The 13,853-nt window shown below is 64.8% G+C and carries 14 protein-coding genes; 11 read left to right on the forward strand and 3 right to left on the reverse strand.

From position 1 onward, the window contains the following. Nucleotides 1-88 precede the first annotated feature (88 nt). Nucleotides 89-1,195, forward strand: coding sequence for an alpha/beta hydrolase (locus ACQ4WO_RS06050; RefSeq protein WP_436480591.1), 1,107 nt, complete (start codon nt 89-91; stop codon nt 1,193-1,195). Then, on the forward strand, nt 1,192-2,376 hold the full coding sequence (locus ACQ4WO_RS06055) for an MFS transporter (protein ID WP_436480592.1): 1,185 nt from the start codon (nt 1,192-1,194) through the stop codon (nt 2,374-2,376). Before ACQ4WO_RS06050 ends, ACQ4WO_RS06055 begins: the two co-directional genes overlap by 4 nt. 12 nt (nt 2,377-2,388) lie before the next feature. Here the strand turns inward: ACQ4WO_RS06055 and ACQ4WO_RS06060 are convergent, their stop codons facing one another. Beyond that, nucleotides 2,389-3,285 carry an EamA family transporter gene (locus ACQ4WO_RS06060; RefSeq protein ID WP_436480593.1) on the reverse strand — a complete coding sequence of 299 codons (897 nt, stop codon included), beginning with the start codon at nt 3,283-3,285 and terminating at the stop codon, nt 2,389-2,391. 77 nt (nt 3,286-3,362) lie between these two features. On the opposite strand from ACQ4WO_RS06060, the gene ACQ4WO_RS06065 reads away from it, so the two are divergent. From ACQ4WO_RS06065 to ACQ4WO_RS06075, 3 genes are all read left to right on the forward strand, one after another. Beyond that, nucleotides 3,363-3,851: an Lrp/AsnC family transcriptional regulator gene (locus ACQ4WO_RS06065; protein ID WP_436480594.1), complete on the forward strand. Its 489-nt coding sequence runs from the start codon at nt 3,363-3,365 to the stop codon at nt 3,849-3,851. A 15-nt stretch (nt 3,852-3,866) separates the two neighbouring features. Then, on the forward strand, nt 3,867-4,688 hold the full coding sequence (locus ACQ4WO_RS06070; protein WP_436480595.1) for an APH(3')-I family aminoglycoside O-phosphotransferase: 822 nt from the start codon (nt 3,867-3,869) through the stop codon (nt 4,686-4,688). A 70-nt stretch (nt 4,689-4,758) separates the two neighbouring features. Further along, nucleotides 4,759-5,436 (forward strand): GNAT family N-acetyltransferase, encoded by a 678-nt coding sequence (locus ACQ4WO_RS06075; RefSeq protein WP_436480596.1) that lies wholly within the window; start codon nt 4,759-4,761, stop codon nt 5,434-5,436. Here the strand turns inward: ACQ4WO_RS06075 and ACQ4WO_RS06080 are convergent. Next, on the reverse strand, nt 5,433-5,948 hold the full coding sequence (locus ACQ4WO_RS06080) for a hypothetical protein (protein WP_436480597.1): 516 nt from the start codon (nt 5,946-5,948) through the stop codon (nt 5,433-5,435). The genes ACQ4WO_RS06075 and ACQ4WO_RS06080 overlap by 4 nt on opposite strands. Before the next feature lie 124 nt (nt 5,949-6,072). On the opposite strand from ACQ4WO_RS06080, the gene ACQ4WO_RS06085 reads away from it, so the two are divergent. Beyond that, nucleotides 6,073-6,456, forward strand: a complete 384-nt coding sequence (locus ACQ4WO_RS06085; protein WP_436480598.1) for a glutaredoxin domain-containing protein — start codon at nt 6,073-6,075, stop codon at nt 6,454-6,456. A gap of 20 nt (nt 6,457-6,476) precedes the next feature. On the opposite strand, the gene ACQ4WO_RS06090 is transcribed toward ACQ4WO_RS06085, so the two are convergent. Beyond that, a complete protein-coding gene (locus tag ACQ4WO_RS06090; RefSeq protein WP_034749909.1) occupies nt 6,477-6,713 on the reverse strand; it encodes a DUF3820 family protein in 237 nt (78 codons plus the stop codon). A gap of 144 nt (nt 6,714-6,857) precedes the next feature. Here ACQ4WO_RS06090 and ACQ4WO_RS06095 point away from each other — a divergent pair, with 144 nt between their 5' ends. The 5 genes from ACQ4WO_RS06095 to ACQ4WO_RS06115 all read left to right on the forward strand — a co-directional run bounded on the left by ACQ4WO_RS06095 (nt 6,858) and on the right by ACQ4WO_RS06115 (nt 13,472). Next, nucleotides 6,858-8,069 carry an MFS transporter gene (locus ACQ4WO_RS06095; RefSeq protein WP_436480599.1) on the forward strand — a complete coding sequence of 404 codons (1,212 nt, stop codon included), beginning with the start codon at nt 6,858-6,860 and terminating at the stop codon, nt 8,067-8,069. 86 nt (nt 8,070-8,155) lie between these two features. Beyond that, the gene (locus ACQ4WO_RS06100) at nt 8,156-9,373 is read left to right on the forward strand and encodes a YeeE/YedE family protein (protein ID WP_436480600.1); all 1,218 of its coding nucleotides are present in this window, start codon (nt 8,156-8,158) and stop codon (nt 9,371-9,373) included. Nucleotides 9,374-9,441: 68 nt separating this feature from the next. After that, on the forward strand, nt 9,442-10,920 hold the full coding sequence (locus ACQ4WO_RS06105; RefSeq protein WP_436480601.1) for a sodium:solute symporter: 1,479 nt from the start codon (nt 9,442-9,444) through the stop codon (nt 10,918-10,920). 63 nt (nt 10,921-10,983) lie between these two features. Further along, a complete protein-coding gene (gene sppA / locus ACQ4WO_RS06110; protein ID WP_436480602.1) occupies nt 10,984-12,858 on the forward strand; it encodes a signal peptide peptidase SppA in 1,875 nt (624 codons plus the stop codon). 74 nt (nt 12,859-12,932) lie between these two features. Next, entirely contained in the window at nt 12,933-13,472 is a 540-nt protein-coding gene (locus tag ACQ4WO_RS06115) for a GNAT family N-acetyltransferase (protein ID WP_436480603.1), read from the forward strand. Nucleotides 13,473-13,853 lie beyond the last annotated feature (381 nt).

The raw sequence follows: 13,853 nt of genomic DNA on the forward strand, positions 1-13,853 counted from the left end.
TTCTCACAACTACATCAAGATTGTACCCGCTAATCAAAAGAGCTTGCCTGCGTCAAGATGGTGCCCTGACTTTTAAAGGAGCATGGGCATGAAAACGACAAGCATGAAAACGACAGCTGGCCGCCGCGAATTCGTCAAGGCCGCGGGCACGGGAATGGCGGTACTGGGCGTCCTGTCCGTCCTGGGCGCACCCATTTTCGCCGCCGCCGCGCCGGCCTTGCCAGCCATGCCCGATGGCGCCGACAATTTCTACAAGAGCAGCAAGGTGACGGTGCAGCCGGTGCGCTTCCGGAACCAGTACCAGATGACGGTTGCCGGCAATCTGTTCCTGCCGGCGCAGCTGGACCCCGCTCGCCGGCACGCCGCCATCATCGTTGGTCACCCGATGGGCGCCGTCAAGGAGCAAAGCGCGAACCTGTATGCGACCAAAATGGCCGAGCAGGGCTTCGTTGCCCTGTCCCTGGACCTGTCGTTCTGGGGCGAGAGCGAGGGGCAGCCACGCAACGCCGTCTCGCCCGACATCTACGCCGAGGATTTCAGCGCGGCCGTCGATTTTCTCGGCGCACAAGCCCTGGTTGACAGCGAACGCATCGCCGCCATCGGCATTTGCGGCAGCGGCAGCTTTGTCATCAGCGCGGCCAAGATCGACCCGCGCATCAAGGCCGTCGCCACAGTGAGCATGTACGACATGGGCAGCGCCAGCCGCCACGGCTTGCGCCGCTCGCAAACGCTGGCGCAGCGCCAGGCTTATATCGCTGCAGCCGCGCGCCAGCGCCAGGTGGAATTTGCCGGCGGCGCCACCGCGTACACGAGCGGCACCTTGCTCGAGCTGAGCGCCAACGCGGGCCCCATCGAACGCGAATTCCACGACTTTTACCGCACGCCGCGCGGCGCCTACACCCCGGCCGGCCAGCTGCCGGAGCGCGCCACCCGTCCCACCTTGAGCAGCAACGTGAAGTTCATGAATTTCTATCCCTTCATCGATATCGAGACGATCTCGCCCCGTCCGCTGCTGTTCATCACGGGCGACCAGGCGCACTCGAAGGAGTTCAGCGAAGATGCCTACCGGCGCGCCGCCGAGCCTAAGGAACTGCATTACGTTGCCGGCGCCGGCCACGTCGACCTGTATGACCGCGTGACCCTGATCCCCTGGGACAAGCTGGCGTCGTTCTTCCAGCGCGCCCTGGCGGCATGAGCACGGTCCGCAGCGAGGCGGCAGCGCCCGCGTTCTGGGGCGGCATCTTTGCCATGACCCTGTGCGTGTTCACCCTGATCGCTTCCGAATTCATGCCCGTCAGCCTGCTCACGCCCATGGCGGAGGACTTGCGCGTCAGCGAAGGCCTGGCCGGCTATGGCATCGCCATCTCGGGCGCCTTTGCCGTGCTGGCCAGCCTGTCCATCTCGACTCTGGCGGCATCGATGAACCGCAAGACCTTGCTGCTGCTGTTGACGGTCTTGATGTGCGTGTCGGCGCTGGCGGTGGGACTGGCCACCAGCTACGCGATGTACATGGCGGGGCGTGCGCTGATCGGCGTCGTGGTGGGGGGATTTTGGTCGATGTCGGTGGCCGTGGCGATGCGCCTCGTGCCCAGCCACAGCGTACCCAAGGCGCTGGCCATCTTCAACGGCGGTAATGCGCTGGCGACCGTGGTGGCCGCGCCGCTGGGCAGCTATCTGGGCGCCAGCATCGGCTGGCGCGGCGCCTTCCTGTGTCTGGCGCCGGTGGCGCTGCTGGCGCTGGCCTGGCAGTGGCGCAGCCTGCCATCGATGCCGGCGGCGCCGCGTTCGGCTCGTTCCGGCCAAATCATGCGCCTGCTCGAACGCCGCCAGGTCGCCCTGGGCATGCTGGCCGTCGGCGCGTTTTTCATGGGGCAGTTCGTGCTGTTTACCTATGTGCGGCCGTTCCTGGAAAACGTCACGCGCGTTGGCGTGGCCACCTTGTCGATGCTGCTGCTGGCGATCGGCGTGGCCGGCTTCATCGGCACGGCGCTGATCGGCGTCGTACTGCAGCGTGGCCTGTACCGCACGCTGGTCGCCATTCCCTTGCTGATGGCGGCCATCGCGCTGGCCTTGCTGGCGTTCGGCGCCGAGCTGGCGCCCGTCTTCGTGCTGCTGGGGCTATGGGGCTTGCTGGCGACGGCCGCGCCGACGGGCTGGTGGTCGTGGCTGGCGCAGACCTTGCCCGCCGACGCCGAAGCCGGTGGCGGCCTGATGGTGGCCGTCGTCCAGCTGTGCATCGCCTTCGGTTCCACCGTTGGCGGCATCCTGCTCGATGGCCACGGTTTTCGCGCCACCTTCACGGCCAGCGCCGCGCTGCTCGTGCTGGCCGCGCTGCTGGCCTGGCGCACGGCCAGGCAGCACGAGGCATCGTCATGATCTATACCAGCTTCACGATGTATATTCGGGCCTGAGCACCGGCGCAGCGCGTCTCTGGCGCTGCGCCATGTACGAACTGCCCATCGATGCGGCCATGATCATGGCAATCGCCAGCCATTGTCCCGCACCCAGGCGCTCGTCGAGCAGGATGTACGCAAGCATGGCGGCCACGGCCGGTTCCATGCTGCTCATGATGCCGAACGCTTGCGGCGTCAGCCGCTTCAGGGCCACCATTTCCAGCGAGATCGGTATCGCGCTGGAAATGAGAGCCACGCCCAGGCCCACGGCCAGCACGACGGGCGAGAGCAGGGCGGCGCCGCTGTGCACCACGCCCACGGGCACGACCACCAGCGCGGCCATGGCCAGGCCCAGCGAGACGGAATGGCCCGCATGCAAATGGCTGGCGCGCTTGCCGAAGACGATATACGAGGCCCAGCAGACGGCGGCGCCCAAGGCGAACAGCACGCCCGTGGGATCGAGGTTGCTGACGTCGTGGCCGAGCGGCAGCAGCAGCGCCAGTCCCGCCACGGCCAGGGCCACCCAGACGAAGTCGAGCGGGCGTCGCGAGGCCAGCAGGGCCACGGCCAGCGGGCCGGAAAACTCGATCGCCACGGCGATGCCGAACGGAATCGTGCGCAAGGCCATGTAGAAGCACAGGTTGGTCAAGCCCAGCGCGGCGCCGTACAGGGCCACCGTGCGCAGGTCGGCACGGCTCAGCTGCCAGCGCCACGGGCGCCAGAACAGCAACAGCAGCAGCGCGGAAAAGCCCACGCGCACGGCCGTCGTGCCCTGCGCGCCCACGAGCGGAAACAGGCTGTGCTTGGCCCATGAGGTGCCCAGTCCCAGGCAGGTGACGGAGCCGAGGATGGCCAGCAGGGGAATGAACGAGGCATAGCGGCGTAATGGCATGGTGATAAAAGGCTTGATATCGGAATAGCGAAAGTTTATTGTGTCTGCTCCGAGTTTTGCACTGCATTTTGACCTTCATGACGCAACTTTCGCTCACGCCCTCCCTCACGCTCGACGCGTTCGACCTGGCCATCCTCGACATCTTGCAGCGCGATAACACGACTTCGCAGCGCGAAATCGCCCAGTCCGTGCACTTGTCGGCACCGGCCGTGCAGCGGCGCATCCGGCGCCTGCGCGAGAGCGGCGTGATCCGTCATGAAGTGGCCGTGCTCGACGCGAGCCGCGTGGGCCGCCCCCTGATCCTGACGGTGGAAGTGCATCTGCACGACGAACACCCGCAGCGCACGGCCGGCATGCGCGCGCGCATCATGGCCGAGCCTGCCATCCAGCAATGCTACGGGATTACGGGCGAGGCCGATTACCTGCTGATCATTACCGCCAGCAGCATGGCCGAATACGAGGCGCTGACGGAGCGCCTGTTCGGCGGCGACGACAATATCCGGCGCTACCGCACGTCGGTGGCACTGACTTGCCTCAAGATGGGCTCGCACGTGCCGCTCGGGTAGTGAAAGGCCAGGCCGATGACGATTTCCAGAAAGAAGCAAGCCGCCATGCTGGCGGACATGCCGGCCAGCATGGCAGCCGCCGTGGCTGATTATCGATGGGCGCGCGACAGCGTCGGCGAGTCGGACGCCGCCGTCTATCGCCTGCAGGGAACGGACGGTGCGCCGGACCTGTTCCTGAAGCACGGCAGGGGAGCCGCCGCTGTCGACCTGGCCGATGAGCTGGCGCGCTTGCAGTGGCTGGCGCAGTACATATCCGTGCCGGCCGTGACGCAATTCGCCAAGGTGGCAGGCCCGGACCAGGCCTGGCTGCTGACGGCGGCCCTGCCGGGCAAGACGGCCTCCGAGGTGCTGGAAGAAAACCCCGCGCTGGGACCCACCGTGGCCGACGCACTGGCGGGCTTCCTGCGCCGCCTGCACGCGCTGCCGGTGGAAGATTGCCCGTTCGACGCCGGCCATGTCGTTCGGCTGGCCCAGGCGCGCCGGCGTATCGATGCGGGCCTGGTCGACGCCGACGATTTCGATGCCGGGCGCGAAGGCTGGACGACCGAGCAGGTGTGGACGGCGCTGCAAGGTTGTTTGCCGGTCACGCCCGATGTCGTCGTCACGCATGGCGATTTTTCGCTGGACAATATCCTTCTGCATGAAGGCGCCGTCGTCGGCTGCCTCGACGTGGGGCGGGCCGGTATTGCCGATCGTTACCAGGATCTGGCCATCGTCTGCCATGGTCTTGCCGAGTTGGACGCTTCGCTACCGCAAAGGTTTGTTGAACAATATGGGATCATTGATGCCGATCAGGGCAAGCTGCAATTTCACTTGCTGCTCGACGAGCTGTTTTGAATGCGTTCCAGTGTGTAGCCGCCTGTACCCTGGCATAAGCGGGGCAGGGACGAATGTAGGAGCATGAAGATTGGAAGAACAAGGAATGTCGCATCTGGCCGATCCCGGCCTGCTTGCCGCCTGGCTGGCGGCACGTTCGATGGCGCGCGGCTTGGCGCTGCCCGTGCCCGATCACGGCGGGTGGCGCGTCGATACGGACTTGCCGGGCGAAATCCGGCGCCACGTTTTTGCGGGACCTGTTCCAGGCATCAGCGCGCTGGCAGCCGCTATCCACGGTCCGCATATCTTCATCAAGATGTGTGGCGCCGGGGAGCAATTGCTGGGGCTGTTACCGCCGCAGTGGCAACTTTGCCCCGGCGGCTTTTTCATGACCCATGAAGGCAGTCTGCAGGCGCCGGGTCTGGCTGCCGGCTATCGCCTGGAAATAACGACGTCACAGGTAATTACGACGGCGCGTATTCTGGCCGAAGATGGCGGTGTTGCCGCCAGCGGCCATGCCGTCGAATATGCCGGTGTCTTTGTCTTTGACCGCATCGTCACCGAGGCCGGCCACCGGCGCCGGGGTCTGGGGCGGGCGCTGATGGCCGCGCTGGCGGCCAGGCAACGATCGGCCGGCGCGCGCCAGGTGCTGGTGGCAACGGACGATGGGGCGAAATTGTATGCGAGCCTGGGCTGGCATAGCGCATCACCATATTCGACGGCAACGATCGTTCAGGCCGGCGTACTGCACCCGCTATCGAGCCGCTAGGGCTGCGCATCGCGTTCGCGGCAGCTCAATGAGGCGTAATGGCCTTGGGGCAGCCGGGCCTTGATGGCCACCTCGCTCAATGCATGTTGCACATCGACGGGATCGGTCAGGGTGCAGCGCTGGGCGCTGGCGAACGCTTGCAGGTTTTGCGTGTTGCCACGCACCTTCACCGTCACGCCGGCGCCGGGGCTGACGCAGCAGCCTATGTATTGCGTGATGTATTCCTCTTCGATGAGCACCAGTTCATGCCCCATGAAGCTGGCCGGTTTCTTCAGCAGGTAGTAATCGGTGTAGTCGAAGCGCTGGTTGGGGCGCTTGCCGATGTAGCCTTCGCGCATGTAGGCGGCGATGGCCTTGCCCGAGGTGCCGACTCTGTCCGTCGTGCCCTTTTTCAGGTGCAGCGCGTGGAGCAGGCCGCTTTCAAGTCCGGGATCGGCGGCGTGGACGCTGGCGCAGCTGGCGGCCAGCAGAAAAGCGCCGAGCAGGCGGCGGGTGCGACGCCATTCAGGCATGGGATGGATGGCTTGCATATATTTGACGCGAAGGAGAGGGGAGGTGCAGTGTAGCCCACGCCAACCTGTCTGCGTGGCACAATGCGTGATCCGCACGCCACGTGCCATGCATCCCAGGACTTTCATGACCCGCGCCATCCTTGACCAAGCCCAGATCCATTCCGCCGCCCGCCCCTTGATCGGCAGCAAGCACAAGGACATCGTGCGCGAGGTGCAGGCGGCCATCGCCGCGCACCAGGTGGTCGTCGTCGGCATGGCGCTCAATCCGTTTCCGCGCAAGGCGCGCAAGATCCTCGACGTGCTGGGCACGCCCTACCAGTACTTGCAGTACGGCAGCTATTTGAACCAGTGGCACCGCCGCAATGCCCTGAAAATGTGGACGGGCTGGCCGACGTTTCCCATGGTCTTTGTCAACGGCATGCTCATCGGTGGCGCCAGCGAACTGCAAAAACTCGTGGAAAATGGCGAGTTCAGCGCCATGCTGGCAAAGAAAGTACGCGAGTTTTAAGACCCGCCGTATTACTCTCTTTACTCGCCCGGCCGCCACGGCGACTTGCGCGTGCGCAGCGGGTCGAGCAAGCTTCTTAAATCGTTGTGGTCGAGCTCGTACATCAGCGCGATTAAACTGCCCAGTTCGCCCGAGGGAAAGCCCTCGCGCGCGAACCAGCCCAGGTAGTGTCCCGGCAAGTCGGCCAGCAGCCGCCCCTGATATTTCCCATATGGCATTTCGCGCGTGACCAGCAGCGCCAGTTTTTCTGAATTCATGGTGGTGACCCCGTGTTGATGCTGCCAGTGTAGCAGAGCATGGAATTGTTGACTTGTGCGCAAGTATCTTCTTCCCATGGGAGTATTTTTCGACACAAAGAAACCCCCGATACTGCATGCCAACATCATTTATCGGAGTTTGCCATGCCCATTGCCTTGCTCGCGCTGACCCTCAGCGCATTTGCCATCGGAACCACCGAGTTTGTCATCGTGGGGCTGTTGCCCACCATCGCCGCCGACCTGGGCGTCAACCTGCCATCGGCCGGCCTGCTGGTCAGCCTGTATGCGCTGGGCGTTGCCGTCGGCGCGCCTGTGCTGACGGCCCTGACGGGCAAGATCCCGCGCAAGACCCTGCTGTTGTCGCTGATGGTCTTGTTCACCCTGGGTAACTTGCTGGCATGGAAGTCGCCGGGCTACGAAACCCTCGTCGTCGCCCGCATCCTGACGGGACTGGCGCACGGTGTGTTCTTCTCGATCGGCTCGACCATCGCCACGTCATTGGTGCCGAAAGACAAGGCGGCCAGCGCGATCGCCATCATGTTTACGGGCTTGACCGTGGCCCTGGTGACGGGCGTGCCGCTGGGTACCTTCATCGGCCAGCATGTCGGCTGGCGCGAAACGTTCCTTGCCGTCTCGGCGCTGGGACTGGTGGCGTTCATCGGCAGCCTGCTGTACGTGCCGTCGACCATCGCCCACAGCAAACCGGCGTCCCTGCTGCGGCAGGTGCAGGTACTGGCCCAGCCGCGCCTGCTGCTTGTGTATGCGATGACGGCCGTCGGCTATGGCGGCTCCTTCATTGCCTTTACCTATCTGGCGCCGATCCTGCAGCAAGTGTCGGGTTTCAGCGCCGGCGCCGTGGGCGTGGTGATGCTTGTGTATGGCGTGTCGGTGGCGTTCGGCAATATCTGGGGTGGCAAGCTGGCCGACAAGCGCGGCCCAGTGCGCGCCCTGAAACGGATCTTTTTGCTGCTGGCCTTTGTTTTGCTGCTGTTGACCTTCACGGCGCCGCATCCCGTACTCGTCGTCATCACCGTGCTGCTGTGGGGCGCCGTGGCCTTCGGTAACGTGGCCGGTTTGCAAGTGTATGTCGTGCAGCAAGCGGAGCACTTCACGCCCCGCGCCGTGGACGTGGCTTCGGGCCTGAATATCGCCGCTTTTAATCTTGGCATCGCCGGCGGCGCCTGGGGTGGCGGCCTGATCGTCGAACACCTGGGCCTCGTGCACACGGGCTGGATCGGCGCCCTCGTCGTGCTCGGTGCCTTCGGCTTGACAGCCTTGAGCGGCCGGATGGATCGCTTGCACCCGATTCCCGTGCGTGCCGGCGGTGCAAAGTCGATGCATGCGGTGGGGCACTAGGCTAGCCTGATCTGCCAGTAAGTTTCTGGCAGAAAACACCAAAACGGGCGAGAATGACGTTTACTTTCCTCTTGCCCATACTCTCCATGTCCGATACAGCAATGTCACCGCTGCGCCTGCGCGCCGCCATCAATCCCAAACCGCTGGGCGTCGCGCTTGTGCTTATCATGCTCGGCGCGTGGTATCTGGCGCAAACCGTCGGCGCCACGCTGTCCGCGCTGTACGTGGTGGGTGCCTTGCTCGGCGTCACCCTGTATCACGCGGCCTTCGGCTTTACTTCCGCCTGGCGCGTCTTCATTGCCGATGGGCGCGGCGACGGCTTGCGCGCACAAATGCTGATGCTGGCCGTCGGCGTGGCGCTGTTCTTCCCCGCGCTGTCGGCCGGCACCCTGTTCGGCACGCCCGTCGCGGGCCTCGTTTCTCCGGCCGGCACCTCGGTCATCTTCGGCGCCTTCATCTTCGGCATCGGCATGCAGCTGGGCGGCGGCTGCGCGTCCGGCACTCTGTACACGGTGGGCGGGGGCAGCACGCGCATGCTCATCACCCTGGCCGCTTTTATTACCGGCTCGGTGATCGGCACGGCGCACATGCCGTTCTGGACGGCGCTGCCGCAATTGCAACCCATTTCTCTCGTCACAAGCCTGGGCCTGGTGCCCGCGCTGGCGCTGAACTGGATCGTCTTCGCGCTGATCGCCGGCATCACGGTCTTCGTTGAAAAGCGCCGCCATGGCAAGCTCGTCGCCACGCCATTGCGGCCCGCGCAGGCATCGCCCTGGCTGCACGGCCCCTGGCCGCTGGTGGCGGGCGCCGTTGCCCTCGTCGTGCTGAACTTCGCCACCCTGGCGCTGTCGGGCCGGCCGTGGGGCGTGACGTCCGCGTTTGCCCTGTGGGGCGCGAAAGCGGCGTCCGTGGTCGGCATCGACACGGCCAGCTGGGCCTACTGGTCGACCAAGGCCAACGCGGCCGCGCTGGCCGCGCCGCTGACGCAAGACAAGACGTCCGTGATGGACATCGGCATCGTGCTGGGCGCCATGCTGGCGGCCGCGCTGGCCGGCCGCTACGCACCCGTGTGGCGCATCCCGCGCCGTTCGGTGATCGCCGCCATCGTCGGCGGCTTGCTGCTCGGCTACGGCGCGCGTCTGGCCTACGGCTGCAACATCGGCGCTTACTTCAGCGGCATCATCTCGGGCAGCCTGCATGGCTGGCTGTGGCTGGTGTGCGCTTTTCTGGGCAACGTCATCGGCACGCGCTTGCGTCCGTGGTTCGGTCTGGAAGTGGAGAAAGTCAAACCGACCGGCTGCTGATGCCGGCGTAACCAGGGGCTTTGCTGTATATTTCTGCCCCTGTTCACCTTGCCGCCAGCGTATCGCCCATGCCCCCCCTCATCCTGTTTGCCGTCGTCCTCGCGTATTTTCTGATCCTGCTGGGCGTTGCGTGGCGCACGTCGCGCCAAGCCACCAACGACAGTTTTTTCATCGGCAACAAGGACAGCAACTGGATGCTGGTGGCCTTCGGCATGGTGGGCACGACCTTGACGGGCGTGACCTTCATCAGCGTGCCCGGCGCCGTGGGCAGCAACGGTTTCGGCTACATCCAGCTGATGATCGGCTATGTACTCGGTTACCTGGCCATCACCTTCATCTTGCTGCCGCTGTACTACCGGCTGCAGCTGACCTCGATTTACCGCTACCTGGAACTGCGTCTGGGGCGGCGCTCCTACCAGAGCGGGGCGGCGTTTTTCATCGTGTCGCGGCTGCTGGGCGCTACGGCGCGGCTGTATCTGGTGGTCAATATCCTGCAAGCGACCATCCTCGACAGCCTGGGCGTGCCGTTCTGGCTGACGGCCTGCGCCGTGTTGCTGCTGATCCTGCTGTACACGTATGAGGGCGGCGTCAAGACCATCGTCTGGACCGATACCCTGCAAACGGCGTGCATGCTGGCCGGTCTCGTCATCTGCAGCGTGTTTTTATTGCGCGCAATGGACCTGTCCCTCGCCGACAGCCTCGAGCGCATGCGCGCGCAGGGCCTCACGCGCATCTTCACCACGAACCCGGACAGCCCCGCCTATGTCTGGAAGCACATCGTGGCCGGCATGTTCATCACCATCGCCATGACGGGCATGGACCAGGAGATGATGCAAAAGAATATCTCCGTGCGGACCTTGCGCGACTCGCAAAAGAATATGCTCAGCCTGACCGTGGTGCTGACGGGCGTGCTGCTGCTGTTCCTGTTCCTCGGCGGCTTGCTGCACCTGTATGCGCCGCTGGCCGGCGTGACGGCCACGGGCGACAAATTGTTCCCCGCCGTCGTGCTCGGGCATTTCCCTGCCGTCGTGCAGCTGATCTTTTTCATTGCCCTCATTTCCGCGCTGTTTCCCAGCGTGGACGGGGCGCTGACGGCGCTCACGTCCACCTTCTGCATCGATATCCTCGGCGTGCAGCGGCGGGCGGACTTGAATCCGACCGCGCAAATGCGCTGGCGCCGCCGTGTCCACCTGGGGTTTGCCGCGCTGTTCCTGCTCCTGATCATGGCCTTCAAGTGGTTTGACGATCCCAGCATGATAGGCGTGATCCTGAAGCTGGCCAGCTATACCTACGGTCCGCTGCTGGGCCTGTTCGCCTTCGGCTTGCTGAGCCGGCGCGGCGTGCGCGACCGCTGGGTGCCGCTGGTGGCCGTGGCGGGGCCGCTGCTGTGCGCGCTGATCGAACAGGAACAGGCGCTGCTGTTCCAGCATTACCGCATCGGCCTGGAATTGCTGATCCTGAATGGCGCCCTGGTGCTGGGTGGCCTGTTCCTCATTTCGACACCGGCAGGGCAGACCATCAAAGGCGCGGCACACTTGTCAAAATAAGACGATTCAGCCCGTTTTCAGTTATATTGATTTCCTTTAGGTACACAACCTCACGGAGCATCAATGTCACTCAACCCCTTCCCGCCGCTGCGCCGCGGTTTCGGCGCATTCTGGCGCGCGCTCGACGCCACCCGCCGCGCGGTCATCAATCTGATTTTTCTGCTGATCGTCATCGCCATCCTGATTGCCATTTTCGGCGGCGGCGCCAAGCCCCTGGCGGAAAAGACCACGCTGGTGCTGGACTTGCAAGGCCCGCTGGTCGAGGAAGCCCCGGGCGGCGTGCGCGAGGCCGTGCTGGCCAATGTCAGCGGCGAAGTCAAGAAAACGGTGCAGCTGCGCGATGTGCTGGCGGTGCTCGACACGGCGTCCAAGGACAAGGACATCGGCTCCATGGTGATCCTGCTCGACGAATTGCAGGGCGGCGGCCTCGCTTCGCTGCGCGAAGTGGCGGCAGGCGTGGAACGCTTCCGCGCCACGGGCAAGAAAGTCACGGCCTGGGGTTCCAGCTACAACCAGCGCCAGTACCTGGTGGCGGCCAAGGCCGACGAGGTATTCCTGCACCCGATGGGCGGCGTCATGCTGGAAGGCTTTGGCCGCTACCGCAATTACTACCGCGACGCGCTCGACAAAGTGGGCGTGACAGTGAACCTGCTGAAAGTGGGCACGTACAAAAGCGCGGCCGAGCCTTTCATCGCCAACGGCCCGTCCGAAGCGGCGGCCGAAGCGGACCGCTACCTGAATAACGGCCTGTGGACCACCTACACGACGGACGTGGAAAAGGCGCGCAAGCTGCCGGCCGGCGCCATCATGCAATCGATCGATGCGCTGCCCGCGCTGATGACGGCCGCCGGTGGCGACATTGCCAAGCTGTCGCTGGACGCCAAGCTGGTCGACGGGCTGAAAACACGCGATGAACTGCGCCAGTTCATGATGGCGCGCGGCGCGAAGAACACGGAAGGCACGAACTTCCGCCAGGTGAACTACACCGATTACCTGGCGCGCCTGCGCCCCGTGCACGTCGGCGACGCTGTCGGCGTGGTTATCGCCTCCGGGGAAATCGGCGACGGTATCGCGCCACCGGGCGCCATCGGCGGCCTGTCCACCTCGCGCCTGATCCGCCAGGCACGCGAAGACAAATCGATCAAGGCCGTCGTGCTGCGCGTCGATTCGCCGGGCGGCAGCGCCTTCGGCTCGGAACTGATCCGCCGCGAACTGGAACTGACGCGCGCCGCCGGCAAACCGGTGGTCGTCTCGATGGGCAACGTGGCCGCTTCGGGCGGCTACTGGATCAGCACCTCGGCCGATGAAGTGATCGCCGACGCGGCCACCATCACCGGTTCCATCGGCGTGTTCGCGATTCTGCCGACGGCCGACAAGGTGGTGGAAAAGCTGGGCATCCACACGGCCGGCTCGCCGACCACGTGGCTGGCCGACGCGGGCAACCCATTGCGGCCGCTCGATCCCCGTTTCGCCGAAGTGATCCAGGGCTCGATCAACCACGTGTATGGCGACTTCCTGAACCTGGCCGCCAAGGCGCGCAAGACGACGCCCGAGAAAATCAATGAGGTGGCGCAGGGACGCGTCTGGACGGGCTTGCAGGCGAAAGAGCGCAACCTGGTCGACCGCATCGGCAGCTATGGCGATGCGCTGGCCTCGGCGGCCAAGCGCGCCAAGCTGGGCACCGACTACCGCGTGACCTACCTGGAGCAGGAAACGTCGAACGTGGACCGTTTGATCGGCATGTTCGGCTCCAAGGCCATGGCTTCGCTGGGCCTGGGCGAACACGTGAAGCTGGGCCTGGCCACGACCGGCTTGCCGGCCGACGCGGCGCTGGGCATGGCGCAGGACCTCTCCTGGCTGTCCGGCATCACGCGCGAACATAAACCGTTCATGGCCCTCACGCACTGTCTGTGCGAGGTGCCGTTAGGCGGCAAGTAATCGCAGTAGTGATATGACCTCAAGCCGGCTTCGTCCGGCTTGTTTTCCTTGAGGAGCAGACTATGCCAAGCGACATGAGTACACACACTGACAACGCGATCACCATCCGCCCTTGCGTCAAGGGCGACGAACACGCGCTGGCGCTGGTGGGGCAGGCCACTTTTCTTGAAGCGTTCGCCGGCATCCTCGATGGCGCCGACGTCATCGCCCATTGCCAGCGCCAGCACGACGTGCAGCTGTACCGCGACTGGCTGGCGCTGGCGGCCATGCGGCTGTGGCTGGCCGAGGCCACGCCGGGCGGCGCGCCCGTCGGCTATCTGGTGCTCAGTCCCGCCGGCTTGCCGGTGGCGGACCCGCGCCCGAACGATCTGGAAATCAAGCGCATCTACCTGCTGCACCGCTTCCAGGGCCAGCGCGTGGGCCAGCGTTTGATGCAGGCGGCCGTGGAGCAGGCGCGCGCCAGCGGAGCGGGGAGGGTGCTGCTGGGCGTGTACGCGGAAAACCACGATGCGCTGGCGTTCTATGCGCGCTGCGGCTTTGCGCAGCTGGGAAGGCGCACCTTCCGCGTGGGCCGTACCGACTACCAGGACGTCATCCTCGGCATGACCTTGTAAATCCACGTAAAGAATTGCCGCTGTCTCCCGTCGGCTGGGCACCCGCGCGGCGCCAGGTCAAGCCGACTGGCCGGAGATTTGTAGCGAGTTTGTATCTGCATGCGAGTCGCCCGCGCCACGTGCTCGCCAGGGCGCGGCGCCCCGCAAGCCTGATTTTTCCACCATTCCCCCGCAGTGGCGGCCCGCCTGCCGGCCCGTCTGATCCTCCCATGCCTGGCTGGCTGTGTGTAATTGTTTCAGGCAGAAATGAAACAGTTACATGACTATGCTAGAGTCGTTTTACGCTAGGGAGCGATGTTTTTTCAGCTGATTTTCAGCTCTTGACTCCCCCGGCTTTGTACCGAAACAACCCCGAAAAACGGTCGTCCGGCCTGAGTGTGT

Source organism: Janthinobacterium aestuarii (assembly GCF_051380835.1).
In the GTDB taxonomy this organism is placed as follows: domain Bacteria; phylum Pseudomonadota; class Gammaproteobacteria; order Burkholderiales; family Burkholderiaceae_D; genus Janthinobacterium; species Janthinobacterium aestuarii.

Coding starts and splice junctions, on each gene's coding strand:
- ACQ4WO_RS06115 (WP_436480603.1), top strand. CDS start 12,933: ATGAGTACACACACTGACAACGCGATCACCATCCGCCCTTGCGTCAAG.
- ACQ4WO_RS06070 (WP_436480595.1), top strand. CDS start 3,867: ATGACGATTTCCAGAAAGAAGCAAGCCGCCATGCTGGCGGACATGCCG.
- ACQ4WO_RS06095 (WP_436480599.1), top strand. CDS start 6,858: ATGCCCATTGCCTTGCTCGCGCTGACCCTCAGCGCATTTGCCATCGGA.
- ACQ4WO_RS06085 (WP_436480598.1), top strand. CDS start 6,073: ATGACCCGCGCCATCCTTGACCAAGCCCAGATCCATTCCGCCGCCCGC.
- ACQ4WO_RS06060 (WP_436480593.1), bottom strand. CDS start 3,285: ATGCCATTACGCCGCTATGCCTCGTTCATTCCCCTGCTGGCCATCCTC.
- ACQ4WO_RS06090 (WP_034749909.1), bottom strand. CDS start 6,713: ATGAATTCAGAAAAACTGGCGCTGCTGGTCACGCGCGAAATGCCATAT.
- ACQ4WO_RS06065 (WP_436480594.1), top strand. CDS start 3,363: ATGACGCAACTTTCGCTCACGCCCTCCCTCACGCTCGACGCGTTCGAC.
- sppA (WP_436480602.1), top strand. CDS start 10,984: ATGTCACTCAACCCCTTCCCGCCGCTGCGCCGCGGTTTCGGCGCATTC.
- ACQ4WO_RS06105 (WP_436480601.1), top strand. CDS start 9,442: ATGCCCCCCCTCATCCTGTTTGCCGTCGTCCTCGCGTATTTTCTGATC.
- ACQ4WO_RS06050 (WP_436480591.1), top strand. CDS start 89: ATGAAAACGACAAGCATGAAAACGACAGCTGGCCGCCGCGAATTCGTC.
- ACQ4WO_RS06055 (WP_436480592.1), top strand. CDS start 1,192: ATGAGCACGGTCCGCAGCGAGGCGGCAGCGCCCGCGTTCTGGGGCGGC.
- ACQ4WO_RS06080 (WP_436480597.1), bottom strand. CDS start 5,948: ATGCCTGAATGGCGTCGCACCCGCCGCCTGCTCGGCGCTTTTCTGCTG.
- ACQ4WO_RS06100 (WP_436480600.1), top strand. CDS start 8,156: ATGTCCGATACAGCAATGTCACCGCTGCGCCTGCGCGCCGCCATCAAT.